The sequence below is a fragment of the Comamonas sp. lk genome, assembly GCF_900564145.1.
Taxonomy (GTDB): domain Bacteria; phylum Pseudomonadota; class Gammaproteobacteria; order Burkholderiales; family Burkholderiaceae_C; genus Comamonas.
In genome coordinates this window covers 2,059,794-2,085,985 of the sequence record NZ_UOOB01000001.1, presented here as the reverse complement: position 1 = coordinate 2,085,985, position 26,192 = coordinate 2,059,794, and the positions used below count along the sequence as shown (strand labels likewise).

Below are 26,192 nucleotides of genomic sequence, written 5' to 3'. Positions count from 1 at the left end.
GATAAATCCAATGCCTACCCTTTAAAGGCAAGCGATTGCAGCCATCAAAAAAATAGCAAATCAAACCAATGGCTTGCTATCGCTCTCTGCTTGCATGCTGGGCGTACTTTGTGCGCTACTGCCACCTTGCTTTTGAGCGGCTCTGACATCCTCCATCAGCTGCCTGGCCATGGAGCTCAGCAGCTCCAGCTCGCCTTCCGACATGTTTCTGGGCTTGTCGTCGAGTACCGCAAAGCAGCCCAGCAGCTGGCCTTTTCTGTCGGTCAAAGGCACGCCAGCATAAAAGCGCACCTGCAAATCCAGCAAGCGTTGATTGCCGGCAAAACGCGGGTCGCGGGCAATGTCTCCGATGACGATGGCCGTTCCGTCATAAATCACATAGGAACAGATGCTCTCAGCCCGGGGGATGCCTGCGCTCTGGCCATTCAGCACCTGGGATGGCGGCATAGGCAGCAGACTGCCCGGCGTCAGAACCTCTTGCGAATCCACCCAGGCAATCTGCGCCCACCGGGTGTTGAAGGCATTAGCAGCCTTTTGCGCTGCCTCGTGATACAGCGGCGTAAAACCCTCATCCAGCACGCCGCTGCCATGCAAAACCTCTACCCGCTCCCTGTCGTTTTCAGAAATGGGGGCGGCAATCACGCCCTCGTCCATGTCAGCGCTTTGCATGGCATCCACCCATAACCTCAACTCACGCAAGCTGGTCACGCAGGCCTGGGCACCACACTGCGCCGCAAAGTCCGGGTCTGCAGCAACCTGAGGCGCATTCCACAGCACCAGAACCACGCGCATATGCGGCCAGTAGCGGCGTATACGGCGCACCATGCGTCGCGCCGTGCCCTGGGGCTGATGATTGAAGATGGAGAGCACCAGCAAATCCGTGGTTTGCATGCTCTGCACCCAGTCGCTGTCCGCCAGTACGGCCTTGGCACTGCGCTGCGCCAGCAAAGGGTCTGCGGCCAGCGCCCATTCCGAGCAGCTGACCTCATGTCCATGCAGTCTTTCGGCGTGGGCCACCATGGCCGCCGCCAGGGCATCCACCTCCCAGCGCACGCCAGCGCAATGAATACGCAAGCGTCTCTGCGGCCCTGGCGCATCTGCCGGCAAAAGAGCCGGCGCATAGTGGTCCTGCAGCTCGTCGATCAGTGCATCCATGCCGCTGGACAAGCGCAAACGATGCTCTGCCGTGGCCGACTCCAGATGCTGCTGGGTTGCGATGCGCAGTGCAGGAATCGCCACTTCGTCGTAGAAGCTGCCCACGGCCTGGGCCTTGTCTTTTTGCGTGGGTCTGGCCGGCAGCTGGGCCTGCACCGCATCAAGCGCCATGCCTATGGCGTCATCCACGTTATCGGCCAGCAAGCGTTGGTAAAGCCTTTGCTGCGGCCCCAGCACGGGCTCACTGCCCAGCAGCACTTCCATGAACTTGAGCGCGGGAATATTGCGCCCCAGCACCAGCAGACAAACCGTCAGCGGCGTGGAGAGAATCAGGCCGATAGGCCCCCAAAGCGCTGTCCAGAACGTGGCGGCGACGATGATGGACAAGGTGGAAAGCCCGGTGCTGGCGCCGTAAAGCCAGGGCTCGATCACGTTGTTACTGATCAGCTCCAGCAGCAGGATCAGGCTCAGCGTCAGCAGAAACATATTCCAGCCCGGATCGACGGTAAACGCCAGCGCCAGCGGAAATACGGCCGACAGCATGGGCCCCACATAGGGCACAAACCGCATGATGGCCCCCAGCACCCCCCACAAAATGGCGCCAGGCACGCCAATCAGCCACAGACCGGCTGCCAGCGGCACGCCATAGCTCACATTCACGATGAACTGCATGCGCAGATACTTGCCTATGCGCTGGGACGCCTCATCCAGCGCATCGGTGGCCACATGCAGATTGCCGCCCATCAGCCTCAGCAGCCGATCACGCAAATCATCGCGGTCCAGCAAAATCAGAATCACAAACAGCAGCACGATGCCCGCCGTGGTCACGGGCTCGGCGATACGGCCCAGCCATTGCAGCAAGCGGGTAGTTGGATTGGATTGGGCCGTCTGGATTTCGACCTTTTGCACCCGCGGCGCAGCGCCTTCCGGCCTGGAAATCTCTTTCTCCACCGTGTTATAGGTTTTGAACACACCATCCCAGGCGCTGGGCATGTTGGCACTTTTGCGCAGACTGCGCAGCTTGTCTCGAATGGTGGATTGATAGGTCGGCAAATCGGTGCTGAGCTGCTGAACCTGGCTGCCCAAGTACATACCCAGGCCGCCCAGCGCAGCCAGAGCAATCGCGACAACCACAATCGCCGAAGCCATGCGCGGCAAGCCCCAGCGCTTGAGCCGCGAGACGGCAGGGTCCAGCAAAAAGCCAAACAACATGGCCAGCGCCAGCGGAATCAGCAGCTCGCGCCCGAAATACAGTGCCGCGATGACCAGCGTGGCAATCATCAGCCCGGCCAGCAGGCGCAGCGCCGGAACCATGGCGGCCAGCTGCATCAGGCCCGGCAGCGCAGATTCAAGTTCGCGCCTGTCCAAGCGGCCCCAGGGTGCAGGGACGCTGCGGGAACGCGGGCTCAAGGCATCGCCCTCCACTTCAATCGGAGCCCCGGCATAGGGCTTGGCGGGCGCAACGGCTCCGACCTGGACCGGCACGGCCGACGCATCTTCGCCTGAAGCGGAGGACTCGCCAACGGTGGAGGGAGTAGCAGACTGGGACATGATCAACGTTACTCGATGGATGATTTGCCAGACACAGAAACTGGTTTACATGGTAGCCAAGCCTGAAAAAGTTGCGACTCGATCCAAGTGCAAGCCCTCGATGCCAGCACTGCGATGCAGCTCACCCAAAAGAGGAGCTGCTCGCGCTTTACCAGTCTTCATTTATGAATGAAAAATCTATTAAACCCTTTGAATATGGGCGCTGCCTGCTATCAAAGGTAAATCATGCATCCACTCAAAGTGGCTGCACACAGCCGGGGTCCGGCCTGTCCAGCCACTGGGCGAACTCGTCGGCCAATTGCTGACTTGCCGCCGTCGCGGCATTCCAGGCGCGGGAACGGGCCTGGTGATCGCTGCCGTAATCCAGAAAATCATGCCGATCGGGCAGCTTGCCGCGCGGCAGGCCGGCCACCCAGGCGGCATCCGGGGCCAGCACCACCATGGAGTCCAGATAGTGGCTGGGCTTGTGGCGCCAGCGCAAGCTCTTGTCCAGCCAGCCGGGTACCACGGCTTTCTGAAAATGCGGATACAGCACAATGCCTTCTCCGGCACGCGAGGCAGCGTAATCCAGATGCATGTGATAGTCGGTAATCCCGCCATCCCAGTACGCACCGCGCGGAGCGCCCTCGATATCGTGTACGGCCTTCAGCACAAAGGGAATGGAACAGCTGGCCCGCACGGCCTCCATGAAATTACGTGAGGTCAGTTCCACCTGGCGGGTGCGCAGATCATCAGCTCCAAAAGGCATGGCGTGCAGCGCGCCGCCTGCTGCCGTGGAAAAAACCACCCGCTCCAGCCAATGACCCAGAGCCGGCCGCCGTACCGCATTGCAGGCAAATGCACCCAGATAGCCCAGCGGCGTGCGCCAGCGGGATTCTCGGGCCAGCAGCTTGTGACCGCGCGCCGCGATCACATGCAGGCGATAGCGGGGATGGGTCAGCACCTCGCTCACCCGACCGCCATAAAAGTCTTGCAGGCTTTGCGCAAAGCGTTCGCTCACCAACCAGGATGGAGTTCGCTTCTGGCCTGGGGGAGGATCAAAGCGCTGGGCAATATAGTCGCGCTCCAGCCGCTCCAACGCAGCGGTAGGCTGCTCCAGGCAGGCCGTGGCCATGCGCCAGGCACCGATGGAGGCGCCCACCAGATCCACGGTTTGAGACGACTGCGGCAACCACTGGCCGAAGATGAAGCGATCCAGCGGCCCCAGAATCAAGCCCTTGGGCCCGCCGGCGGCAGCAGGAATCACGCGAATGGAGTCTGGCGCCAGGCCGTTCTGGCGAATATGGGCCAAGGCCTTGGGGCCAGCGTATATGCGAAGCGCAGGTGTATGACTCATGCCCGCCATTGTGCAGCCCAATGCCAGACCGGCACACTGCGAGTGCGACAAGACGCCCAAGGCCAAGCAGCGCTACTGCACCGCTACCAATACAGAAGAACCGAAACGCCTCCGCCCTCTCGCGGCTGTAGCTGTAGTTGCGCACCTATCTCCGCAGCCCGTCGGCGCATGCTGGAAAGCCCCAAACCTGCAGACGGGGTTTGAACTTCCAGCCCACGGCCATTGTCTCGAATCGAGAGTTGCGCATGGGCAAAAGAATGAGCAGCAACTCGAACTGCTACCTGGCCCGGCGTTTTATTGCTGGCTGGATCGAAAGGCTCCAGAGTGATCCAGAGTTCGGTCGCTTGGGAATGCTGCAGCACATTGCTCGCTGCTTCCTGCAAGATGGCCATGATCTGCTCGGCCATGGCCCCGGCTGGCAACCTGCGACCCAAACTGGCCTCATCGAATTCCGGATCCCAGACCTCCCAATACAGATGCATGCCACGGCGCTCGGTCACGGCTTGCAAGCGGTGGCGAAAGCGGGCCAGGCGAATGATCAAGGCATCGCCTTGCCCATCCATGGAGTCCACAATCCAGCGTAAATCCAGCAAGGACTGCTCCAGCATGGCTTGCACAGGATGCTCGTTGCCAGGGGTCTCATCCAGCAGCAGCATAGCCTGCACCAGTTGACTGCCCACACCATCGTGCAAGGCCGCCGCAATGCGACGGCGCTCGGCCTGAACCTCGCGCGAGGGGCGCACGCTGCGCCTTCTGCGCCACAAAATACTGCGATACGCCAGAGGCAAGAGCCAAAGCAGCCAAAAAAATGTGGCCAGCGCCGTCAGCGCGGTCATCGCCAGCAGCAGCGGAGACTGCATTGCCTGCGGCTGCAAACCCCAGGCAATCAAAACGGCCAATTGCAGCAAAGCCAGCAGCAAACGCACCCAAATATCGCTTGGCGGCTGCATGGCCATGGTGTTCAGCCCTCTCAGAACAAACCGCGCAACGAGGCAAAGCGTACGGCCTGTGCACGGGTGCGCACTTGCAGCTTGCGGTAAATATTTTTGATATGGGTGTTCACTGTCATGGCGCTGATCAGCAGACGTTCGCCAATTTCAGCACTGGTGTAGCCGCTGGACACCATACGCAGCACCTCGCGCTCACGCGCGGAGAGACGGTCCAGCGTAGGGTCAGGCGCTCGGGGCACAGCGTCTGCCGAGGTCGCAGTCTTGTCAAACCGCTGCAGCAGACGTCGCGCCAGATTGGGAGTGATGGAGGCGCCGCCATTGGCCACTTGCAAGACCGCTTGTGCGTAATTGCCAAACCAGGAGTTCTTGACCATATAGCCGGCAGCACCCAATTCAAAGGCCTTGAGCACCTGATCGTCCGTCTCCACCACAGAGACCACCACAGCCTCGGCATGTGGACAGGCGCTCTTCATCAAATCCAGCAGCTCCAGCCCATTACCGTCACCAAGATTGAGGTCCACCAGCATCACGTCAAACTCGTGCTGGCGTATGACTTTCTTGGCTTCGCGCAGACTGGAAGCTTGGGCAACCACCATGGTGCGCTTGTCATTCATGATTTCCTGGGCCATCACCCGGCGGATATGCAGATCATCATCCACCACGATCACGCGTACCGGCTTGTCGGGTTGGCCGACAAGAAAATCCGGCCACATGCTTGAACCCTGGGTCTCGCCGGCCACCGGCTGTACCTTGGCACCAGTGTCAGCTGGGATGTTGGACGGTTTCAAGACGCTCTCCTTGCCAGTCAGACTGTGTGATTGCTGCAACATCCCAGAGCACCGTTTTAATTAAGTAAAACTCTCCAAGAAACACAAGGATAGTTTTTATCAATTTCCTTACGCTGTCAATGTAAGCGAACAAGCTGTATTGGTAAGCAAATTTATCGGACAAAGAAGTCAGTGCCCACCTAGCAACCAGCGTTCAGCCATTGGCACAACCCATACCTCACGCAGCCCAAGACTTATGGAACAGGAAATACAAGTTCGGTGAAATGTTTTGGACTTACCCTCATTCACAGGGATGCCAGCTCCATCGACCGGTGGCAATTTGTAACTCTGGATGTAAGCGCCACGCAAGAATTTGTTTCACAGCATAAACAAATTACACCCCCGCATCCGATGCCTCGCGGATCAAACGATCACGGCCTACACCTGTACATCCACACCGCTTACCGCATGCCAATCGATGGAGGCTTGTCTGAGCACCATATCGATATCCAGGCCCAGGGCCAGGCCTATTTCGGAGGGGAATGACACCGCCAGTTGGCGCTCATCCCAGCGCTGTATATAGGTGCTGGCCCGCCATGCAGCCAGATGCAAGACTCCGGTCAACGGTTCGAACTGGGCTTGCGTCAGCGGCGCGTGCATGTATTGCAGCGCATCCACCATGAATTGAGGCAAATGCCAGGACTGCGCCAGCCCGGCAGTCACGAGGCTGAATGCGTAGCCGCACAACTGCGACTCCAGCAGCGGCCGCTGAGGATCCCAGGGCGATACCAGTTCGCTGACCTTGGCGGCCTGCTCGGGCGCAACGCGATGGATGTGCAGCTGCCCCAGACCATGAAGCAGGCCCAATGCATAGGCTGTAGAACCATTGCTCTGGACCGTGGCAGCCAGCGTTCGCGCCAGCTTGGCCGTCTCAAGGCTGTGGCGCCAGAAAGCCGGCAAATCGAAACCGCGCAGGTTCTGTCCACCCAGGCCTGCCAGCGCCTCATGCACCAGCTGGCGCAACTGGGCTTGCGGCAGGACGACCAAGGCTTCAGGCACACCGGGCACGCTCTGCCCCATCAAAGACCCGGCTCCATTGGCCGACGCCAGAACCGAAGCGGCCAGGGCCGGATCGGTGGAAAACAGCTGGCAGAGTCGGCGCAGGCTGGGCTCAGGTCTGCGCAGCTCGCTGGCCAGCAAAGCCACGGTGCGTGGCTGGCTGGGCAGCGAAGCTGGCAAGCTGAGCAAGGCTGCCAGATCCATGGGACGTGACAGACTCATGATTTCCGTAGCGTTTGAGGCAAGCTGTGTGGATGGACTGGTGCAACCACCAGAGCTTACTTCTTCAAGCTCTGCAACTTGGCAAAAGCGGATGACATGGCATTTTGCTGTGTTGCCTCATTGCTACGCTGGGCCTGGGCATAGCCGCCACGCTGTTGGCCCTGGCCCCGGCCGGCGCTCTCGAACCGGTTGTCGCGCGGTCCATCCCTGCGTGCAGGTGCGGCATCCAGCTTCATGGTCAGGCTGATGCGCTTGCGCGCCACGTCCACCTCCAGCACCTTGACCTTGACGATCTGGCCGGTCTTGACCACTTCGCGTGCGTCTTCGATGAATTTGTGACTCATCTGACTCACGTGGACCAGGCCGTCCTGGTGCACGCCCAGATCCACAAAAGCACCAAACTGGGCCACGTTGCTCACCGTGCCTTCCAGCGTCATGCCTTCCTTCAAGTCCTTGATGTCGTCCACGCCCTCGTTGAAGCGGGCCACCACAAAATCCGGACGCGGATCGCGGCCCGGCTTTTCCAACTCGCCCAGAATGTCCTTGATAGTGACAGCGCCGAATTTCTCGCTGGCAAATTGCTCGGGCTTCAAAGTCTTGAGCAACTCGCCACGGCCCATCAGCTGGTCCACGGCCTTGCCGGTGGAGACAATGATCTGCTCGACCACCGCATAGGTTTCAGGGTGAACACCCGTCATATCCAGCGGATTGTCACCGCCGCGAATGCGCAAAAAGCCTGCGGCCTGCTCGAAGGTCTTGGCACCCAGACCCGCCACGTCCATCAGCTGCTTGCGATTCTTGAAGGAACCGTTGGCATCGCGCCAGCGCACCACCGACTTGGCGACCGAGCCGGAAAGGCCGGAGACGCGGTTGAGCAGCGGGGCGGAGGCCGTATTCAGGTCCACGCCCACGGAGTTCACACAGTCTTCCACCACGGCATCGAGCTGGCGAGCCAGCTCGCTCTGATTCACATCGTGCTGGTACTGGCCCACGCCAATGCTCTTGGGGTCGATCTTGACCAGCTCGGCCAACGGGTCTTGCAGGCGGCGCGCAATCGATGCCGCACCGCGCAAGCTTACGTCGATATCGGGCATTTCCAGCGCCGCAAATTCACTGGCCGAATACACCGAGGCACCGGCTTCGCTGACCACCACCTTCTCGATCTTCTTGTCGGCTTTTTCTGCGATCTTGATCAGATCGGCCGCCAGCTTGTCCGTTTCGCGGCTCGCCGTGCCGTTGCCGATGGCAATCAGGTTGATGCTGTGCTTTTCCACCAGCTTGGCCAACACGGCCAAGGAACCGTCCCAGTCGCGGCGCGGCTCATGCGGGTAGATGGTGGTGGTATCCACCAGCTTGCCCGTGCTGTCCACCACGGCCACTTTCACGCCCGTGCGAATGCCGGGGTCCAGGCCGATCACCGCACGCTGGCCGGCAGGCGCTGCCAACAGCAGATCACGCAGATTGTCGCCAAACACCTTGATGGCCACCTTTTCAGCGTCTTCACGCAGGCGGCTGAACAGATCGCGTTCGGTGGACAGGCTCAGCTTCACGCGCCAGGTCCAGGCCACGCATTTGCGCAGCAGGTCATCCGATGCGCGCTTGGCGTGGCTCCAGCCCAGATGCAGGGCAATCTTGCCTTCGGCAAGACTGGGTTGGCCGGGTTCGGGTTCCAGCGGCTGAACCAGCTTGGCTTCCAGAATCTCCAGCGCCCGGCCACGGAAAACGGCCAAAGCACGGTGCGAGGGCACGCGGCCGATAGGCTCGTCATATTCGAAATAGTCGCGGAACTTGGAGACTTCGGGATCGTCCTCGTTCTTGGCTTCCACCTTCTTGGAGCGGATCAGGCCCTCCTCCCACAGCCACTCACGCAGCTTCTGCACCAGCGCCGGGTCTTCGGCCCAGCGTTCGGACAGGATGTCGCGTACGCCGTCCAGCACCGCAAACGTGTTCGAGAAATCCGGGCCCGGCTTGCCGTCATCCAAGGTGGTAGCGGGTTGGCAGAAGGCTTCGGCCTCCTTGTGCGGATCCAGCTTAGGGTCGGCAAACAGCTTGTCGGCCAGCGGCTCGATACCGAATTCCTTGGCAATCTGACCCTTGGTGCGGCGCTTTTGCTTGAAAGGCAGGTAAATGTCTTCCAGCTCCTGCTTGGTGGGAGCGGTGGCAATGGCCAGACGCAATGCGTCGGTCAGCTTGCCTTGCTCGTCAATGGCTTTGAGCACCGTCTCGCGGCGATCAGCCAGCTCGCGCAGATAGCTCAGGCGCTCGTCCAGCGTACGCAGCTGCGTATCGTCCAGGCCGCCCGTCGCTTCCTTGCGGTAGCGGGCAACAAACGGAACCGTGGCACCGCCATCGAGCAACTCCACCGCGGCACTCACCTGCTGCGGCTTGACATTCAGTTCTTCGGCAATCTGACCAATGATTTTTTGCATTTGATACCCGCCCCATGGCGTTCAACCCAGAAAGCCAATGAGTGTGCCATAGGCATTCCGCCCCTCTGCGCATGCAAGCCGGCTGAAATGCAACAGAAACGAAAAAACTATGCATTTCATAGCTGCTCGCGCTTTCTCACTATGGGCTTGAGGTCTATTTCATTAAAATCAGACTCACCATGCCCGACTCTGTCCAGGATGACTTGTTTGCCGATGCCAGCCCACCGGAGCGCCAGCCCGCGCCCGGCACGGCCGCATCGCGCTTGGCGCCCGGACAGGCCGATGCCAAACCCGCGCCCAAAACAGCGGCTAAATCCGGCGGTGTAGCGCTTGCGCCAAGCGCTTTGCAGCTGGCAGAGCTGGCGGCCCAACTGCCTGCGGGTCTGCGCATGGGCGTATCCACCTGGTCTTATCCCGGCTGGGATGGACTGGTCTGGGACGGCGCCTATGACGCCAGCGTGCTATCCAAAAAAGGGCTCACCGCCTATCACCAGCACCCGCTGCTGCGCACCGTTTGCGTGGACCGCACCTTCTGGCGCCCGCTGACGGCCAGCCAATACGCGGCTTTTGCAGCCCAGGTCGATGCCGATTTTCGTTTTGTCGTCAAATGTCCGGCCGGAGTCACCGATGCCCAGGTTCGCAGCGAGGACGGCAAGCCCCGCCAGAGCAACCCGGCCTTTCTGGACCCGCGCCTGGCCGTGGAACATTTCGTGGAGCCCACGCTGGAAGGCCTGGGCGAAAAGCTGGGCGTGCTGGTCTTTCAGCTCAGCCCCCTGCCCTGGAGCTGGCTCAGCCGCCCCGGCGCGTTGCTGGACAAACTGGGGGTCATGCTGGCTGCCGTGCGCCAGGCACTGGCCGCTCGGCCGCAAGTCATCGTGGCCGTGGAAGTGCGCGACCCCGAGTTGCTGGGCCCTGCGCTGGCCGCCACGCTCAAGGCCCACGCAGCCACCTTCTGCCTGGGGCTGCACGGCAAGATGCCGCCCATAGAGCAGCAGCTACCCATGCTGCGCGCCCTGTGGCCCGGCCCCCTGGTCTGTCGCTGGAGCCTGAACCGCATCTTCGGCGCCTATGGCTACGCCGATGCGCAGAAAAAACATGAGCCTTTCAACGAAATCCGCTCCGAGGACCTGCATACCCGCGCCCTGCTGGCGCGCACCATCCAGGGCATTACGGGTGCCGGCCAGCCCGCCTTTGTGACCATCAGCAACGATGCCGAGGGCTGCGCGCCACGCTCGATTGCCCTGCTGGCACAGGCGTTGGCCCAAAGCGGCCCCGCCTAGCCAGACCGACATTCGGGCGCTTGCCGCCGTACACGACGGCGTCAGCGCAACTGCGGTAAGATGGCCCTCCGCTCCGGGGTGCACTGCCGTGCTGAGATCCACACCCGAGAACTTGATCCGGGTCATTCCGGCGGAAGAAGAGCTTGCATCCTGACGTGACCGCACCTGCTTGCGGCACAGCCAGGGGCCTTCGGAGCATCATGTCCCAGCTCTCGAAGGAATTCCATGGACAAGGCCGCCTCGCTGGTCGCAGACCTGCTCTCATTCATTGCCATGGATGGCTGCACCGACGACCAGTTCGACCAGCTCGCCCTGCGGCTGTTTGCCTATCAGTTCGAATCCAATGCGCCGTTTCGCAGCTTCTGCCAGCGGCGCGGTGCCACGCTGCGCAATGTGAAGACCTGGAGCGATATTCCGGCCGTACCCATTGACGCTTTCAAGGCCATGGAGCTGCGCAGCGAGCCCGCCTCCCCCACCGAGCGCGTGTTTATGACCAGCGGCACTACGGGTCGGGCTGCGCGCGGCCGCCACTTCCACCCCCTGCTCGACGTCTACGATCTGTCGATGACGCGCAACTTCGCACAGCGCTTCATGCAAGGAGCGGAGCGTCTGCCCATGGGCATTCTTTTCCCCGACGAGCAAGCCATGCCCAATTCCTCGCTGGCGCATTATCTAGCGCTGGCCAAGTCTGAGTTCGGCACGCCTGACAGCCGCTATTTCCTGGGCTCTGAGGGGCTGGACATGCCGGCGCTGTGCGCGGCTCTGGAGGAATCCGAACGTACAGACCGACCTTATGCACTGCTGGGTGCCAGCTTCAGCCTGGTACATGTGATGGACGCTCTGCGTGCCCAGGGCCGTAGCTTTCGCCTGCCTGCGGGCAGCCGCATTCTCGACACGGGCGGCTACAAAGGCCAGTCGCGCGAGTTGCCGCTGGAGGAGTTCTATGCCGACCTGTCCCAGCTGCTGGGCGTGCCGCTCAGTCACTGCATCAATATGTATGGCATGACCGAGCTGAGCACGCAGTTCTATGACGACGGCAACACCGTGCTGCCCTCGGTCAAATCGGGGCCGCACTGGATACGCTCGCGCCTGGTCGAGCCCGTCACCGGCCGCAACGTGGCACCCGGCGAGCGCGGCATCCTCGTGCACTGCGACCTGGCCAACTACAACGCCGTCACCACCATACTGACCGAGGACGTGGGCCTGTGGGCCGAGGGTGGTTTTCTGCTGCTGGGCCGTGCCGAGGGTGCGGCCGCCAAGGGCTGTTCGCTGGCCGTAGAGGAGTTTGTGAAAGCTGCTGCCGCATGAAGATCGAGCGGATCACGGCCGGCTATCTGCCCGGCTTACGCGACGACGAGGTTCAGTGGCAAGTGCTGCCCTTTGAACGCGAGGACCTGCGGCTGGAAGTCTCTGTTCCCGTGCTGAGCGCCGCCCAGATGCGGGCGCTGGCGGATCGGGTGCAGCAGGCGGCAGATCGCCATCTGCGAACCATGACGGTGGCAGAGATCATCGCCGTGATCGACCGAGCCATTGCGCGCCTGCTTGACCGCAATGATCCGTATCGCCAACAGGCCGAAGCCTGGCTGCCCGTGGTCAGCGGCTACGACGCGGACATGGTGCGGCTGGGACTGACCGGGTTTTTCAAGACCTTCCGCGCCGCGCAGCTGCGGCGCTTTGTGGCCGAGGATTTTGCCAACCCCGCCGTACTGGACGGTTTCCAGCCCGCGCCCAAGGGCGGAGCCGTACGGGCCTTCGGGCCTGATCTGCTGGTGCACAGCTGGGCGGGCAACGTACCGGCGCTGTCGCTGTGGAGCCTGGTCTGCGGCCTGCTGGTCAAGGCACCCAGCATAGGCAAGCTGGCAAGCGCCGAGCCACTGTTCGCAGGCTGGTTTGCACGGCTGCTGGCCGAAGTCCATCCGCCGTTGGCCGATTGTCTGGCCGTGGTGTGGTGGAGCGGCGCGGGCACAGAGGAAGCCAGCGCCTTGTACGAGCGCGCTGATACGGTGCTGGCCTATGGCGGCAACCAGACGCTGGATGCGCTGCGCCGGCGCCTGCCCGTGACCACCCGCTTTCTGCCCCACGGCCACAAGCTGGGCTTTGGCCTGATCGGCGCGGCCGCAATGGATACGCTCAAAGCTCCCGCTACGGCCCGCCTCGCCGCCTGGGACGTGATGCGCTACGACCAGCAAGGCTGCTACTCGCCCCATGTCTTTTATGTGGAGCGTGGCGCTCCCGTGAGCCCGCGCGCCTTTACCGACTATCTGGCCGCCGAGCTGGCCAATCTGCAGCGCCGCTTTGCGCGCCGCCCCCTGGCTCTGGAGGAAGGCACGGCCATCGCCAAATGGCAGCAGAGCGTGGAGTGGGCAGGTGACGAGCAGCAGTTGCTGGGCCCGGTGGATGCACCCTGGAGCGTGGCCTATAGCGACAGCCTGCAGCCGCTGACGCCCACGGCCCTATACCGCACGATTGCCGTGGTCGGCGTGGACAGCCTGGATGCCGTGGTCCCCGTGGTTGCCGCGCAGCGCGAATTCCTGCAGACCGCCGGCATTGCCGCCACACCCGAGCAGCTATACCGGCTGGCCGGTCTGCTGGGCGCCGCCGGCGTTACGCGCATCAGTGCCATAGGTTCCATGAGCATGCCCGAGGCCGGCTGGCACCATGACGGGCGCTTCAATCTGATCGATCTGGTGCGCATGACCGAGATCGAGCAATCGGCCGAGCTAGCGGCCCAACCCTTGGCCTCTTATGCGGACTGAGGACATGGCTTTTCTCGAGATCGAACGAGCGGTCTTCACCTATCCCGGCCATGCCCCGGTAGTGGACGGTGTGGACTGGCGTATGCAAGCCGGCGAAATTCACTGCCTGCTGGGCCGCAGCGGCTGCGGCAAGACCACGCTGCTCAAGCTGGCTGCAGGCCTGCTCAGACCGCAATCTGGCCGCATCGTGTTGCATGATCGCGAACGTAGGGGCGAGTTGGCCGCACCCGGGCCGCAAGTGGGCTTTATGTTCCAGGCCCCCACGCTGCTCGATTGGCTGACAGTGCTGAACAATGTGCTGCTGCCTGTTTCGCTGCAGCGCAAACCCACACCACAGGACAGGCAGCATGCGCTGCAACTGCTGGATCAACTGGGACTGGCAAGCCATGCACAACAGCATCCACGCCAGCTCTCTGGCGGCCAGCAAAGCCGTGCGGCTCTGGCACGGGCGCTGATTCTTGCCCCACCGCTGTTGCTGCTGGATGAGCCTTTTGCCGCCCTGGACGCCATCACACGCGCCGAGCTGCAGGACGATCTGCTGCGCACCTGCCGCGAACGCGGCACCACGGTGCTCTTCGTCACCCACGACATCAATGAAGCCGTCTACCTGGGCGACCGCATCGCACTCATGCATGGCGGGCGCATTGTGGACGACTGGACGATTGAGCTGCCCGCGCCCCGCACCCAGGCCATGCGCCATGGTCCGCTCTTCAACGAATACTGTGCCCGCGTGCGCGCATCCATGGACAGGACTGCCCTATGAGCGCCACGCCATTTCAGGCACGGCTGCTGGCCGCTGCCCTGCTGCTGATTTTGCTGGGCCTGTGGGAGCTGCTGGTGCGGCAATGGGGTCTGTCGGCCCTGGTGCTGCCCGCGCCTTCGGTGGTGGCAGCGTCGCTATGGACGGGCCTGGCCTCGGGCTATTTCTGGCCGCACCTGCTAGCAACGCTGCAAGCCCTGCTGCTGGGCCTGGCGGCCGGCAGCCTGGCCGGTCTGCTGATGGGCATGGCACTGGCCGAATGGGAATTGCTGGAGCGTGTGCTCAAGCCCTATGTGGTGGTCAGCCAGGTCGTACCCAAGCTGGCGCTGGCGCCGCTGTTTGTGCTGTGGTTCGGCTTTGGCATGTTGCCCACGGTGCTGATCACGGCGCTGATCTGCTTTTTCCCGCTGATGGAGAACACGCTGACCGGCCTCAGGCAGGTCGATGCCCAGCGGCTGCAGCTGTTTCGCATGCTGGGGGCAACGCGCCTGCAGACGCTGCTGCGCCTGAAACTGCCCGCGGGCCTGCCCGCCATCCTGGCGGGTCTGCGCGTGGCCGTGGTTCTGGCTCTGGTCGGTGCGGTGGTGGCCGAGTTCATGGGCGCCAGCCGCGGCCTGGGCGCCGTGGTCATTGCCGCCCAGGGAATGATGGACACCTCTTTGATGTTCGCGGCCCTGGTCATCATCGCCGCCATGGGCCTGCTGCTGTATCAGGCCTGTCTGATGCTGGAGCGCAGACTGCTGCGCACCCACGCCTTTCCAATCTCTCGCTCAAGCGGCAAGTCTTGAGTTTCTCCACTGTTTGATCCGCGCCATGCACACACCGATTCAGCCTCCGTTCATCTCCCGCCGCAGCCTGCTTGGCGCCGGTGCCGCTCTCACCGGCCTGACGCTGGCGGGCACCAGCCTGGCCGCTCCTGTCCAGGGAAAGATCCGCCTGGCAGGCTGGAGCAAGCCCATCAGCGAGATCACCAACATTTTGGTCGAGCCCGAAAAAGGCTTTTTCAAGGCCCAGGGCCTGGAGCTGGCCTACCTGCCGGGGGCGGGCGGTGGCGATGCCATACGCAATATGCTCAGCGGCCAGGCCGATGTGGCCTTCACCGATCCAGGCTCCTTCTTCATGGCACTGGACAAGGGCGAGAAGCTGGTCGCCATCTACGACATCTATCCGCAAAACGTATTCAACGTGGTCTCGCTCAAGTCGGCAGGCATTCACAAGCCGGCCGACCTCAAGGGCAAGAAAATTGGCGTCTACAGCCTGTCCAGCGGCACGCGCCAGAACCTGCTGGTGATGCTGCACCAGGCCGGCCTCAAGGAATCGGATGTGACCATCGTCGTCACCGGCCTGCTCAACTTCGCGCCGCTGATGCAAGGCCAGGTCGATGCCACGGCTGCCACCGACACCGGTCTGACCGTGGGCCTGCGCAAAGGCATTGGCGAAGTCAACGTGATGCAGGTGCGCGAGCACCTGAACATCTCCAGCGATATGTTCGTGGTGCGCGAGGATGTGCTGCGCGAGAAGAAGGATTTGCTCAAGGCTTTCCTCAAGGGCTACCGCGACAGCGCGGCCTGGATGATGGCCAACCCCGAGGAGGCAGCGACCCTGGCCGGCAAGTACGCCATCGACGGCACGCAGCGCGACATCAACCTCGACGTGATCCGCCTGCGCAATGCGTCCTCCCAGCCGGTACAGGCTGGCAAGCCTCTGGGCAGCTTCGACATCGCAGCCCTGCAAAAAGGGGCCGATGCCTATCACGCTCTGGGTCTGGTACAGCGCCAGATCAAGGTGTCTGACGTCGTGACCACCAGCTTGCTGTAGTTCCCCTGAGTCGCTATGCAGCTTCCCTCTGAGGGGGACGACGCCCTCGGTGCGGGGCGGCCCTTCCTCGGTGTCTCACACTTTGCCCGCGCCAGCTTGAAGGTCTGCGAGCGACATATCAGCACAATGGAAAATTGAGATGAATCAAGCTTCTGGAATGAATCTGCGCGGCAAGGTGGCACTGGTCACGGGTGCCGGCCGTGGCATAGGCGCCGCCATTGCCACGGCGCTGGCACGCCAGGGCGCGACCGTGGCGGTCAACTATCTGTCCAATGATGAGGCTGCCGCCAGCACGGTGGCGACCTGCCAGGCTGCTGGCCAGGACATGAGCGGCGATGCCTGGGCCGTCAAGGCCGACGTGGGCTCGCAAGCCGACGTCCAGTCCATGGTGGACGGCATCGTCCGCGAGGCCGGGGCCATAGACATCGTGGTCAACAACGCCTTCAGACCCTATGCTTTCGACCCCGAGCGTCGCAAGCGCTTCGACGATCTGGAGTGGAGCGACTATCAGGCCCAGTTCGACGGCGCCGTGGGCGCAGCCTTCAACGTCTGCCGCGCAGTACTGCCGCAGATGCGTCAGCGCGCACGGGGCAGCATCGTCAACATCGTCAGCAATCTGGTGGAGCACCCTGTCGTGCCCTATCACGACTACACCACAGCCAAGGCATCGCTGGTGTCCTTCAGCCGCAATCTGGCCTGCGAGCTGGGACCTATGGGCATACGCGTCAACTGCGTGGCACCAGGCCTGGTCTACCCCACGCAGGGCACGCAAAACACCAAGGAATCGTTTCGCGAGTCACTGATGGCGGCCACGCCGCTCAGACGCCTGGCCAGACCAGAGGACGTGGCCGGGCCGGTGCTGTTCCTGGCCTCGGAGCTCAGCGGCTTTATGACGGGACAGGTGTTGTTGGTGGACGGCGGCCTGGTGATGCGCTGAACTTACGGATCAGCGCATCAGCGGATCAACAGGCTACGGACAGCAGCCCTGCCCGAAAAACCAGTCCTTCAGCGCAGCCAGCGGGTGGGAATGTGCGGGCCAGGGGCTGGCAAAGAATGCCTGCCACTGCGCATCGCTCACGTCCTCGATTCGCGCGGGATTCCAGCGGGGGTTATGGTCCTTGTCCACCGCCAGAGCGCGAATGCCTTCCAGGGTTTCGCTCTGACCGGGGCGCAGATAAAAGCAGTGGCGCACCATATCGCGCTCCATGCGCAGGTCCTCGGCCAGCGTCATTTTTCGCGCCCGGCGGATTTGCTCCAGCACCACATGCAGCATCAGCGGCGAACGCTTGCGCAAGGTAGCGGCCTCGGCCTGGGCCCAATCGCTGCCCGCTTGCAGCGCCTGCTCGATGGCAGCCACCGTGGGCTGACCAAAACAGGCATCAATCTCGGCACGGTGCGCCGTATTCTTGCCGTCCATGCTCACAAAGCGGGAGCGCACCACGGCATTGAGCGCTTCCACATTGGTAAATTTCGTGGTGGCCAACGTCTCCCACAGCTCTGCCTGTTGTTCGGCAGGCATGCAGCCATCGGCCAGACCGAAGGCCACGGCATCGCCGGCGCCAATGGTGTCGCCGGTCAGCGCCAGCCACTCGCCCACGGCTCCAGGGCAGCGCGACAGAAAGTAGCCACCGCCCACATCGGGGAACAGGCCAATGGCCGTCTCGGGCATGGCCATCTTGGTGCGCTCGGTCACGATGCGCAGCGAGCCTCCCTGGCTGATACCCATGCCGCCGCCCATGACGATGCCATCCATGAAGGCGATATAAGGCTTGCCCAGGCTGTGGATCAGATGGTTGAGGGCATATTCCTCGGTGAAGAAATCCTCAAGCTCCGGGTTGCCGCTGCTGCCTGCGCCATGCAGAAAGCGGATATCGCCGCCAGCGCAGAAAGCGCCAAAGACACCTTCCTTGTTGCTACCCCGAATCGCCACGCCCAGGATGGCGTCGTCCTTTTGCCAGGTCAGCAGCGTCGCCAGCAGCTCGCGCACCATACCCAGCGAAAGAGCATTCAAGGCCCGGGGGCGATTGAGCGTGATCATGCCCAGCGTGCCGCGCACTTCGGCTATCACTTCGGACTGGCTCGCCGCAGCGCTGCTTGAATTCTCGATCATGGTTGAAGGCTCCTTGAAACATCTGTTTTATCGACCGGACCAGGGGGAACGCTCGCCCGGTGCGCAGCAGATTATGCAGGCAGCAACTGTCTTCAAGAAGCCATCTGCGTGACATATCAGGCCAAAACCTTCCACCATAAAAAAAGGCGGTCGCACCCTAGGCACGACCGCCAATCACCTCGTGGTGAGACTCGCCGAGAACAACTTAAAGCTTGGCCAGCGACACTTCCGTAGACTTGACCAGGGCCACGACTTCCGAGCCGACAACCAGGCCCAGATCATCCACCGAGCGCGTGGTGATGACCGATGTGACGATGCCCCAAGGGGTTTGCACATCCACTTCCGAGACCACGTCGCCACGGATGATTTCCTTGATATTGCCTTTGAACTGGTTGCGAACGTTGATAGCTTGAATCGACATGATGTTTCCTTTGAGAGGGGTGAAAAAGAAAGTTAAATAGCCCAGCGCAGGCCTGATGCGGACACACCGGGCCAGGGTTCTGAGGGAAGCGAAGGCGGCGCCACATCGGGCTTTTGCAGCACGCGATCGAGAATGCGGGTCTCCAGCGCCGCGAAGCGCGGATCGCCATGCACGCGCGGCCGCGGCAGCTCAATGCGTTCGTCCAGCGCAATGCGCCCGTCTTCAATGAGGATGACCCGGTCTGCCAAGGCTACGGCCTCCTGCACATCGTGGGTCACCAGCAAGGCCGTGAAGCCATGGCGCTGCCAGAGACCTTCGATGAGTCTGTGCATCTCTATGCGCGTCAACGCGTCAAGTGCACCCAGAGGCTCGTCCAACAGCAGCAGACGCGGCTGGTGCACCAGTGCCCGGGCCAAGGCCACGCGCTGGCGTTGGCCGCCGGAAAGCTTGGCAGGCCATTCGTTCTCGCGATCTGCCAGACCCACCTGGGCCAGCACCTCCCGGCCTTTGTCCTTTGCCGATGGCGGCAGGCCCAGAATCACGTTGTCCAGCACGCGCAGCCAGGGCAGCAAGCGGGCATCCTGAAACATGATGCGCGTGTCCTGCCGCGCCGTGTCGGCGGCCGCGTCGTCAATCAGCACCTGGCCGACGCTGGATTTTTCCAGCCCCGCCACCAGACGCAACAAGGTGGACTTGCCGCAGCCGCTGCGCCCCACGATGGCGATGAATTCGCCGGGCCGCGCATCAAGCTGCACCTGCTTCAGGACTTCACGTTCGCCATAGCGCTTGGTCAGCTGCTGCGTCTGCAAATGCACACCTTGCAGCTTCACACGGTCGGCCTCCGCTGGCTCTGCATCTTTCGACTTGCGCCACAGCAGGCCACTTGCCTGCAAGGCCTCGGCCTCGTCCCACGAGGACTCCCAGGCCACCAGTGGCTGACGCACATTCAAGGCGCCGGCACTGGTCAGCGACTGCGTCAAACGACTCCACAAATTGCTCATCACAAGCTCCTCAAATTTTTCCCATCAAGCTCAAAATCGACCCACTCCTTGCGAGAGACGCCAAGCAAGAGCCGCCTCGCGGCGAAGGCGTCGTCCCCCTCAGGGGGTGATCACTGATACCCCGGATGCCAACGCAGCCACCAGCGTTCCAGCGACCGGGCAAACAGATCGGCCAGCTTGCCCAGCAAGGCATAGAGCAAAATTCCTACCAGCACCACATCGGTCTGCAAAAACTCCCGGGCATTCATGGTCAGATAGCCAATGCCTGCCTGGGCCGAGATGGTTTCGGCCACGATGAGAATCACCCACATCAGCCCCAGAGAGAAACGCAGGCCCACGAGAATCGAGGACAGCGCTCCCGGCAGCACGATGTCGCGGTACAGCTGCCAGCGGGTCAGGCCGTAGCTCTTGCCCATCTCGATCAGGCCCGGGTCCACATTGCGGATGCCGTGAAAAGTGTTGAGATAGATGGGAAAGAACACCGAGATGCTGATCAGAAACAGCTTGGCCGATTCATCAATGCCAAACCACAGAATCACCAGCGGAATCAGGGCTAGCGCCGGGATGTTGCGCACCATCTGAATCGTGGAGTCGAGCAGCGTCTCGGCCCAGCGCAGCGAGCCCGTGAACAGGCCCAGCAACAAGCCCAGGCTGCCGCCAATCGCCAGGCCCAGCAAGGCGCGTCCGGCGCTGACCTTGACGTGCGTCCACAGCTCGCCCGACTCGGCCAGCGTCCAGGCCGCGCGCAGCACATCCAGCGGCGCGGGCAGTACCCGCGTCGAGAGCCAGCCATAGGCCGAGGCGGCCTGCCATGCGGCTATCAGCAGCAGCGGCAACAGCCAGGGCAGCAGCCGTAGGCCAAGCTGACGGGCAAACAGCTCCAGCCGGGGCACCGCCTGGGCTACAGGTTTCAAAGCCAGAGTTTGAACATCGCTCATGCCTGCTCCTTCAGCTTTGCGAAACACGGACCTGGTCGCGAACCTGATCGCGGACGCCCAGCGCACCGGCGCCCGGCGAGTACAAATTGGCCACGGTCTCACCAAACGGGCCGCTGGGATTGCCGCCCCCCAGCTTTTGCTGCACGTTCACCGGCAGCAGCGGGAAGACCAATTCGGCAAAGCGATAGGCTTCCTCCAGATGCGGGTAGCCCGAGAGCACAAAAGTGTCTATGCCCAGATCGGCGTATTCCTTGATGCGGTCTGCCACCGTCTGCGCACTGCCCACCAGCGCCGTGCCAGCACCGCCACGCACCAGACCCACGCCGGCCCAGAGGTTGGGACTGATTTCCAGATCGGCGCGGCTGCGCTTGCTGCCGCCGGCGTGCAGGGCTGCCATGCGACGCTGGCCTTCGGAATCCATGCGTGCAAATGCGGCCTGGGCCTGTACCACGGTCTCGTCCTTGAGCCGGCTGATCAGTCGCTCGGCATCGGCCCAGGCTTCCTCATCGGTCTCACGGACGATCACATGCAGGCGGATACCGAATTTGACTTTGCGGCCCAGGCGCTCGGCTTTCGCTCGCACATCGGCCAGCTTCTTGGCCACTTCGGCAGGCGGCTCGCCCCAGGTCAGATAGGCGTCGACCTGCTCTGCAGCCAGATCATGGGCCGCCGGCGAAGAGCCACCGAAATACACGGGCGGATACGGTTTTTGCAGCGGCGGGAACAGCAGCTTGGCGCCTTTGACCTGCAGATGCTGGCCTTCAAAATCCAGCGACTTTCCTTCATGGCTGCGTTCCAGAATCTCGCGCCAGATCTTGATGAACTCTGCCGATTGCTCATAGCGCGTGGCGTGATCCAGAAACACGCCGTCGCCCTCCAGCTCGGCCTGATCGCCGCCGGTGACCAGATTGATCAGCAGACGACCGCCCGAGAGCCGGTCAAAACTGGCCGCCATGCGCGCGGCCAGACTAGGCTGATGCAGGCCGGGGCGCACGGCCACCAGAAACCTCAGGCGCTTGGTGACGGCAATCAGGCTGGAGGCCACCACCCAGGGGTCTTCGCAGGAGCGGCCGGTGGGAATCAACACGCCCTCGTAGCCCAGGCTGTCTGCGGCGATGGCCACCTGCTTCACATAGTCGTGACTGAGCTGACGGGCGCCCTCGCTGGTGCCCAGATAGCGGGCGTCACCGTGGGTAGGAATGAACCAGAAAACTTGCATGATCGAATGTCCTTAAATCTTGGCGGCCACGCTGGGGGCAGAGGAATTGAGCTGGGCGTATTTGGCGTATTGCTCAGCGGTGGGTTGCCAGACAATGTCAGCCACCCGCACCTGACGCGGAATCACGCCCAGACGAAAAAAAGCATCGGCCACACGCTGCTGATCGGCCACGATGGCCGGGCTGAGCAAGGTGGTGGGCGAGCTGGGCCGCCGACCGATGAAACGGTTGACCACATTGGCCTCCAGCCCGCTGAAAGCGGCCACCAGCTGCACCACTTCCTTGCGGGTGGTCTGCACCAGTTGATCGGCGCGGGTCAGTTCGTCGAACAAGGCCCTGATGACCTGGGGATGGCGCTCCACCAGCCCTTTGGAAGACAGATAAAAGGCGTTGTTGCCCGACAGTCCTTCGCCATTGGTCAGCACGCGCGGGCGGATGCTGATCTCGGTGGCCGCGTAATAGGGATCCCAGATGGCCCAGGCATCCACGCTTTTGCGCTCGAATGCCGCGCGTGCATCGGCCGGCGCCAGATACACGGGCTGGATATCGGCCCAGGCAATGCCGGCCTTGTCCAGAGCGCGCACCAGCAGATAGTGGGCGCTCGAGCCTTTTTGCAGCGCGACCTTCTTGCCCTTGAGATCGGCCAGCGCTTGCAGCGGCGAGTCGGCCTGCACCAAAATTGCCGAGCTTTCGGGCTTGGGCGGCTCGGCGCCCACATAGCGCAAATCCTTGCCGGCAGCCTGTGCAAACACCGGCGGCGAATCGCCGGTGAGGCCAAAATCCAGACTGCCTACAGACAAGGCTTCCAGCAGCTGGGGGCCGGCAGGAAACTCCAGCCAGTTGATCTGCGTCTGGGGAAAGCGCTTTTCCAGCACGCCATGCTGCTTGAGCACCACCAGGTTCACGGCGGATTTCTGGTAGCCGATGCGCAGCTGAGCCGGTGCGCCGCTGACGGGCGTGCCCTGCGCGTTGGCGTAATGGGCAGCCAAGGTCCAGCTGAAGGCCGTGGTGCCCAGCAGCTGCAGTGCCTGACGGCGGCCCCGATTGAAACGGGGGCGAGACAATGAAGAACTCATGATGGATGTCCTGTCTTGCTAGGTCTCAACGGCCGGCTACCAGATCGACCGGCGCGGCATGCAGCAGATTGAGCTTTTTGGGAATCAGCTTGAGATCGAAGAAGGTGTCGGCAATCTTTTGCTGCTCGGCCAGAATTTCGGAATTCACGGCCTTGGTACCGAACTCCGTGCGGCTCAGGTACAGCTCGGTCACCGCAGAATCCAGACCCAGAATCTGGGACAGCTCGGCCGCGGCCGCACTCTTGTTCTTGGAGGCCCAGGCGTCAATCACGGCAATTTCCTCAATGGCAATGCGCAGCACATCGGCATTGCGGGTGGCGAAATCGCGGGAGGTGAAGTAGTAGGCTCGGTTATTGGCCACGCCCTTGGCATCGGCAAGCAGGCGGGCATCCAGCGATTTCTGTGCTGCGGCCAGGAAGGGGTCCCAGATGACCCAGGCATCCACCGCGCCTTTTTCAAACGCCGCACGTGCATCGGCCGGTGCCAGGAAGACGGACTGCACATCGCCGTACTTCAGGCCGTGCTTTTCCAGCAGCTTGACCAGGAAGTAATGCACGTTGGAGCCCTTGTTATAGGCAATGCGCTTGCCTTTGAGGTCCGCCACGCTGCGAATGGCCGAGTTCTTGGGCACGATCACCGCTTCCAGCCCGGGTCTGGCCACGGTGGCGCCGGCATAGACCAAAGGGGCTCCGGCGGCCTGGGCAAAAATGGGAGGGGCCTCGCCCACATCGCCAAAGTCGATGGAGCCCACATTGAGTGCCTCCAGCTGCACCGGGCCGGCATTGAACTCCACCCAGCGCACGGCCACGCCCAGCGGGCTCAGACGCTTTTCCAGCGTGCCGCGGTTCTTGAGAATGGACAGCCAGCCTTTTTGGTGGCCGACGCGCAGTACACGCTGGCCCTGACCTGTTTGCTGAGCCCAGAGCGAGCCCGATGCGGCCAGCGCTGCGGCACCAGCGGTGCGCGCCAGCCATTGGCGGCGTGTGGTTTGAGAAATGGCGGCCTTGGCCGGTTCGGAGGGAAACAATGGCTTGCTCATGATGTAGGTCTTGGGTTCTTGCCGTCTGTCGTCAGCAAAGGTTTTGAGGAAAATCGGGCGCAAGCCCACCTTCACAGTGCACAGACTGCTATCAATTCAGGAATTTCTCGAGGAATGCAGCAGCCGGAACCTGCGCCGCCAGGCGTCAGATTCAATGCATCAGGACTGCTGTGTGGAGCTCAGCTCACCAGAGCTGAGCCTTGGACTTCAGACGCTACATCGCACATCGGCAAAAGCGATGTCTTCAAATTGGGCAGCGCTGTACAGCGGCTCCTGCAACCTGGCACGGCGCAAATCGGTAGCCAGCAAATGGGCCGCATCCTCCACGCGTTCGGCGATATCGGCGGCTATGCCGTATCCGCCTTCGGGCAGCAAAGGCACGCCCTGGTCGGTGGCGTAAATGCCGGGAAGGATGTGGCGCGCCCCCAAGGACTGCAGCACGGGGCGCAAGGCATAGTCCAGCGCCAGCATGTGGTGGGGGCTGCCGCCCGTGGCCAGCGGCAGGACCAGCTTGCCCTTGAGCGCGGTTTGGGGCAGCACATCGAGAAAGACCTTGAGCAGACCGCTATAGGCGGCCTTGTAAACCGGCGTGGCCACCACGATGGCATCGGCCTGTGCAATGCGGGCCGTGGCCTCTCGAATTTCGGCCGCATCGAACTGGGCACCCAGCAAGGCCACGGGGTCTAATTTGGACAGCTGCAGCAAGGGCTCGGTGCTCAGCCCGTGGGCATGCAGGCGCTGAGCCGTTGCTTGTAGCAGCGCGGTGGAGCGTGAAGGCTGTGTAGGGCTACCGGCAATCAGCAAAATCGACATGGCTTGGCTTTATCTTTGTTGGTGCTTTAAGAGCTGTTAGCAGGGTCCAGAAAATCGTAGATTTGCGTTTGAGACGAGGCGCAAAGCGGCAGCCAGTACAAAGTACGGCAAGACTTCGCTGCGACGTATCAAGGGCGTATTACCAAAACTAGGGCTGCCGCACCGTGCTGGGAGACGCATCCGGGGTCCTGTCACCGACCGGGGTTTGCGGTGGCTCAGGCCACAGCTTGCCGCTGGCAATCAATGCTTCGGCTTCATCCCACGAAGCCTCCCACGCCAGCAACGGCTGGCGGGCATTCATAGCTCCTGCGCTCAAAAACGACTGCCCCAGACGGCTCCAGAAATTGCTCATTACCCGCTCCTGTGTTTGCTGTGATCTGGTGCGGCGGGCCAGCCCGCCGCGCTGTGCTTACTTGTTGACGTAGATCTGGTCAAAGCTGCCGCCGTCGGCAAAGTGGGCCTTGTCTGCCGCCGCCCAGCCGCCAAAGGCCTTGTCGATGGTGAACAGCTCCAGCTTGGGGAACTGGCTGGCGAACTCGGCCGCCACCTTGGTATCGGTGGGACGGTAGAAGTTCTTGCCGGCGATCCGCTGGGCTTCTTCGGAGTACAGATACTTGAGGTAAGCCTCGGCCACGACACGCGTGCCCTTTTTGTCCACCACCTTGTCGACCACGGCCACCGAAGGCTCGGCCAGGATGGACAACGAAGGGGCGATGATCTGGAATTTCTCGGCGCCAAACTCCTTGAGTGCCAGATAAGCTTCGTTCTCCCAGGCCAGCAGCACATCACCCAGGCCGCGCTGCACAAAAGTCACGGTGGAGCCGCGCGCACCGGTGTCCAGCACGGGTACGTTCTTGTAGAGCTTGGTGATGAAGTCCTTGGCCTGAGCATCGCCGCCGTATTTGCGCTTGGCAAATTCCCAGGCTGCCAGATAGTTCCAGCGGGCACCGCCCGAGGTCTTGGGGTTGGGCGTGATCACCTGCACACCGGGCTTGACCAGGTCATCCCAGTCCTTGATGCCCTTGGGGTTGCCCTTTTTCACCAGAAACACGATGGTGGAGTTGTAAGGCGCGCTGTTGTGCGGCAGGCGCTTTTGCCAGTCGGCCTTGACATTGCCGTTCTTGACTAGGGCATCGATATCACCGGCCAGAGCCAATGTGGCCACATCGGCCTCAATGCCGTCAATGATGGAGCGCGCCTGCTTGCCCGAGCCGCCATGCGATTGCTTGATGGTGACGTCCTGGCCTTTTTCCGCCTTCCAGTGCTTGCTGAAAGCCTGGTTGTATTGCACGTACAGCTCACGTGTCGGGTCATAGGAGACGTTGAGCAGCTGGGCACTGCCTTGCGCCAAAGCGGGCAATGCAGGCAGAGCGGACAAGGTCAAGCCCAGAGCAAGACTGGCAGCCAGAGGAAACTTGATAAAGTGACGGCGATTTTTCATGAGTCTGTATTCTTTGAGTGAGTGAACAACGCGGGCATCCCTCGTTGCTTTAC

23 protein-coding genes and 1 riboswitch are annotated in these 26,192 nt (G+C 62.1%); of the genes, 7 read left to right on the top strand and 16 right to left on the bottom strand.

What is annotated here, in order from left to right; translation table 11 throughout:
• Positions 1-60: 60 nt before the first annotated feature.
• The 6 genes from EAO39_RS09630 to EAO39_RS09605 all read right to left on the bottom strand — a co-directional run bounded on the left by EAO39_RS09630 (position 61) and on the right by EAO39_RS09605 (position 9,469).
• Positions 61-2,523 carry an AI-2E family transporter gene (locus tag EAO39_RS09630; protein ID WP_120970891.1) on the bottom strand — a complete coding sequence of 821 codons (2,463 nt, stop codon included), beginning with the start codon at positions 2,521-2,523 and terminating at the stop codon, positions 61-63.
• A gap of 418 nt (positions 2,524-2,941) precedes the next feature.
• Positions 2,942-4,042 carry a patatin-like phospholipase family protein gene (locus tag EAO39_RS09625; RefSeq protein WP_120970889.1) on the bottom strand — a complete coding sequence of 367 codons (1,101 nt, stop codon included), beginning with the start codon at positions 4,040-4,042 and terminating at the stop codon, positions 2,942-2,944.
• An 83-nt stretch (positions 4,043-4,125) separates the two neighbouring features.
• Positions 4,126-4,998, bottom strand: coding sequence for an ATP-binding protein (locus tag EAO39_RS09620; RefSeq protein ID WP_120967190.1), 873 nt, complete (start codon positions 4,996-4,998; stop codon positions 4,126-4,128).
• 14 nt (positions 4,999-5,012) lie between these two features.
• Complete coding sequence (locus EAO39_RS09615; RefSeq protein WP_240467086.1) at positions 5,013-5,705, bottom strand: response regulator transcription factor; 693 nt, start codon at positions 5,703-5,705, stop codon at positions 5,013-5,015.
• Positions 5,706-6,197: 492 nt separating this feature from the next.
• Positions 6,198-7,040, bottom strand: coding sequence for an HDOD domain-containing protein (locus EAO39_RS09610; RefSeq protein WP_240466938.1), 843 nt, complete (start codon positions 7,038-7,040; stop codon positions 6,198-6,200).
• Positions 7,041-7,096: 56 nt separating this feature from the next.
• Entirely contained in the window at positions 7,097-9,469 is a 2,373-nt protein-coding gene (locus EAO39_RS09605) for a Tex family protein (RefSeq protein ID WP_120967187.1), read from the bottom strand.
• A gap of 179 nt (positions 9,470-9,648) precedes the next feature.
• On the opposite strand from EAO39_RS09605, the gene EAO39_RS09600 reads away from it, so the two are divergent.
• The 7 genes from EAO39_RS09600 to EAO39_RS09570 all read left to right on the top strand — a co-directional run bounded on the left by EAO39_RS09600 (position 9,649) and on the right by EAO39_RS09570 (position 17,020).
• The gene (locus EAO39_RS09600) at positions 9,649-10,749 is read left to right on the top strand and encodes a DUF72 domain-containing protein (protein ID WP_120967186.1); all 1,101 of its coding nucleotides are present in this window, start codon (positions 9,649-9,651) and stop codon (positions 10,747-10,749) included.
• Positions 10,750-10,813: 64 nt separating this feature from the next.
• Positions 10,814-10,905: riboswitch (TPP riboswitch) on the top strand.
• Positions 10,906-10,974: 69 nt separating this feature from the next.
• Positions 10,975-12,057 carry a long-chain fatty acid--CoA ligase gene (locus tag EAO39_RS09595; protein ID WP_120967185.1) on the top strand — a complete coding sequence of 361 codons (1,083 nt, stop codon included), beginning with the start codon at positions 10,975-10,977 and terminating at the stop codon, positions 12,055-12,057.
• Positions 12,054-13,505, top strand: a complete 1,452-nt coding sequence (locus EAO39_RS09590; RefSeq protein ID WP_120967184.1) for an acyl-CoA reductase — start codon at positions 12,054-12,056, stop codon at positions 13,503-13,505. The genes EAO39_RS09595 and EAO39_RS09590 overlap by 4 nt, the downstream gene beginning before the upstream one ends.
• A 4-nt stretch (positions 13,506-13,509) precedes the next feature.
• The gene (locus tag EAO39_RS09585; protein ID WP_120970887.1) at positions 13,510-14,268 is read left to right on the top strand and encodes an ABC transporter ATP-binding protein; all 759 of its coding nucleotides are present in this window, start codon (positions 13,510-13,512) and stop codon (positions 14,266-14,268) included.
• Positions 14,265-15,053, top strand: coding sequence for an ABC transporter permease (locus EAO39_RS09580; RefSeq protein WP_120967183.1), 789 nt, complete (start codon positions 14,265-14,267; stop codon positions 15,051-15,053). The genes EAO39_RS09585 and EAO39_RS09580 overlap by 4 nt, the downstream gene beginning before the upstream one ends.
• Before the next feature lie 25 nt (positions 15,054-15,078).
• Positions 15,079-16,083, top strand: coding sequence for an ABC transporter substrate-binding protein (locus EAO39_RS09575; protein WP_120970885.1), 1,005 nt, complete (start codon positions 15,079-15,081; stop codon positions 16,081-16,083).
• 139 nt (positions 16,084-16,222) lie between these two features.
• Entirely contained in the window at positions 16,223-17,020 is a 798-nt protein-coding gene (locus tag EAO39_RS09570) for an SDR family oxidoreductase (RefSeq protein ID WP_120967182.1), read from the top strand.
• 33 nt (positions 17,021-17,053) lie between these two features.
• Here the strand turns inward: EAO39_RS09570 and EAO39_RS09565 are convergent, their stop codons facing one another.
• From EAO39_RS09565 to EAO39_RS09520, 10 genes are all read right to left on the bottom strand, one after another.
• Positions 17,054-18,193 (bottom strand): enoyl-CoA hydratase/isomerase family protein, encoded by a 1,140-nt coding sequence (locus tag EAO39_RS09565; protein WP_120967181.1) that lies wholly within the window; start codon positions 18,191-18,193, stop codon positions 17,054-17,056.
• A 205-nt stretch (positions 18,194-18,398) separates the two neighbouring features.
• The gene (locus EAO39_RS09560) at positions 18,399-18,614 is read right to left on the bottom strand and encodes a molybdopterin-binding protein (RefSeq protein WP_120967180.1); all 216 of its coding nucleotides are present in this window, start codon (positions 18,612-18,614) and stop codon (positions 18,399-18,401) included.
• A 32-nt stretch (positions 18,615-18,646) separates the two neighbouring features.
• The gene (locus EAO39_RS09555) at positions 18,647-19,615 is read right to left on the bottom strand and encodes an ATP-binding cassette domain-containing protein (RefSeq protein WP_120967179.1); all 969 of its coding nucleotides are present in this window, start codon (positions 19,613-19,615) and stop codon (positions 18,647-18,649) included.
• Positions 19,616-19,725: 110 nt separating this feature from the next.
• On the bottom strand, positions 19,726-20,553 hold the full coding sequence (gene ssuC / locus EAO39_RS09550) for an aliphatic sulfonate ABC transporter permease SsuC (RefSeq protein ID WP_120967178.1): 828 nt from the start codon (positions 20,551-20,553) through the stop codon (positions 19,726-19,728).
• 10 nt (positions 20,554-20,563) lie between these two features.
• On the bottom strand, positions 20,564-21,772 hold the full coding sequence (gene ssuD, locus EAO39_RS09545; RefSeq protein ID WP_120967177.1) for an FMNH2-dependent alkanesulfonate monooxygenase: 1,209 nt from the start codon (positions 21,770-21,772) through the stop codon (positions 20,564-20,566).
• A gap of 12 nt (positions 21,773-21,784) precedes the next feature.
• A complete protein-coding gene (locus EAO39_RS09540) occupies positions 21,785-22,846 on the bottom strand; it encodes an aliphatic sulfonate ABC transporter substrate-binding protein (RefSeq protein WP_120967176.1) in 1,062 nt (353 codons plus the stop codon).
• A 25-nt stretch (positions 22,847-22,871) separates the two neighbouring features.
• Positions 22,872-23,885, bottom strand: a complete 1,014-nt coding sequence (locus tag EAO39_RS09535) for a sulfonate ABC transporter substrate-binding protein (RefSeq protein WP_120970883.1) — start codon at positions 23,883-23,885, stop codon at positions 22,872-22,874.
• Positions 23,886-24,092: 207 nt separating this feature from the next.
• Complete coding sequence (gene ssuE / locus EAO39_RS09530) at positions 24,093-24,698, bottom strand: NADPH-dependent FMN reductase (protein ID WP_120967175.1); 606 nt, start codon at positions 24,696-24,698, stop codon at positions 24,093-24,095.
• A 148-nt stretch (positions 24,699-24,846) separates the two neighbouring features.
• A complete protein-coding gene (locus EAO39_RS22930) occupies positions 24,847-25,050 on the bottom strand; it encodes a hypothetical protein (RefSeq protein WP_240466937.1) in 204 nt (67 codons plus the stop codon).
• A gap of 57 nt (positions 25,051-25,107) precedes the next feature.
• Positions 25,108-26,139 carry a sulfate ABC transporter substrate-binding protein gene (locus EAO39_RS09520; protein ID WP_120967174.1) on the bottom strand — a complete coding sequence of 344 codons (1,032 nt, stop codon included), beginning with the start codon at positions 26,137-26,139 and terminating at the stop codon, positions 25,108-25,110.
• Positions 26,140-26,192: the final 53 nt, after the last annotated feature.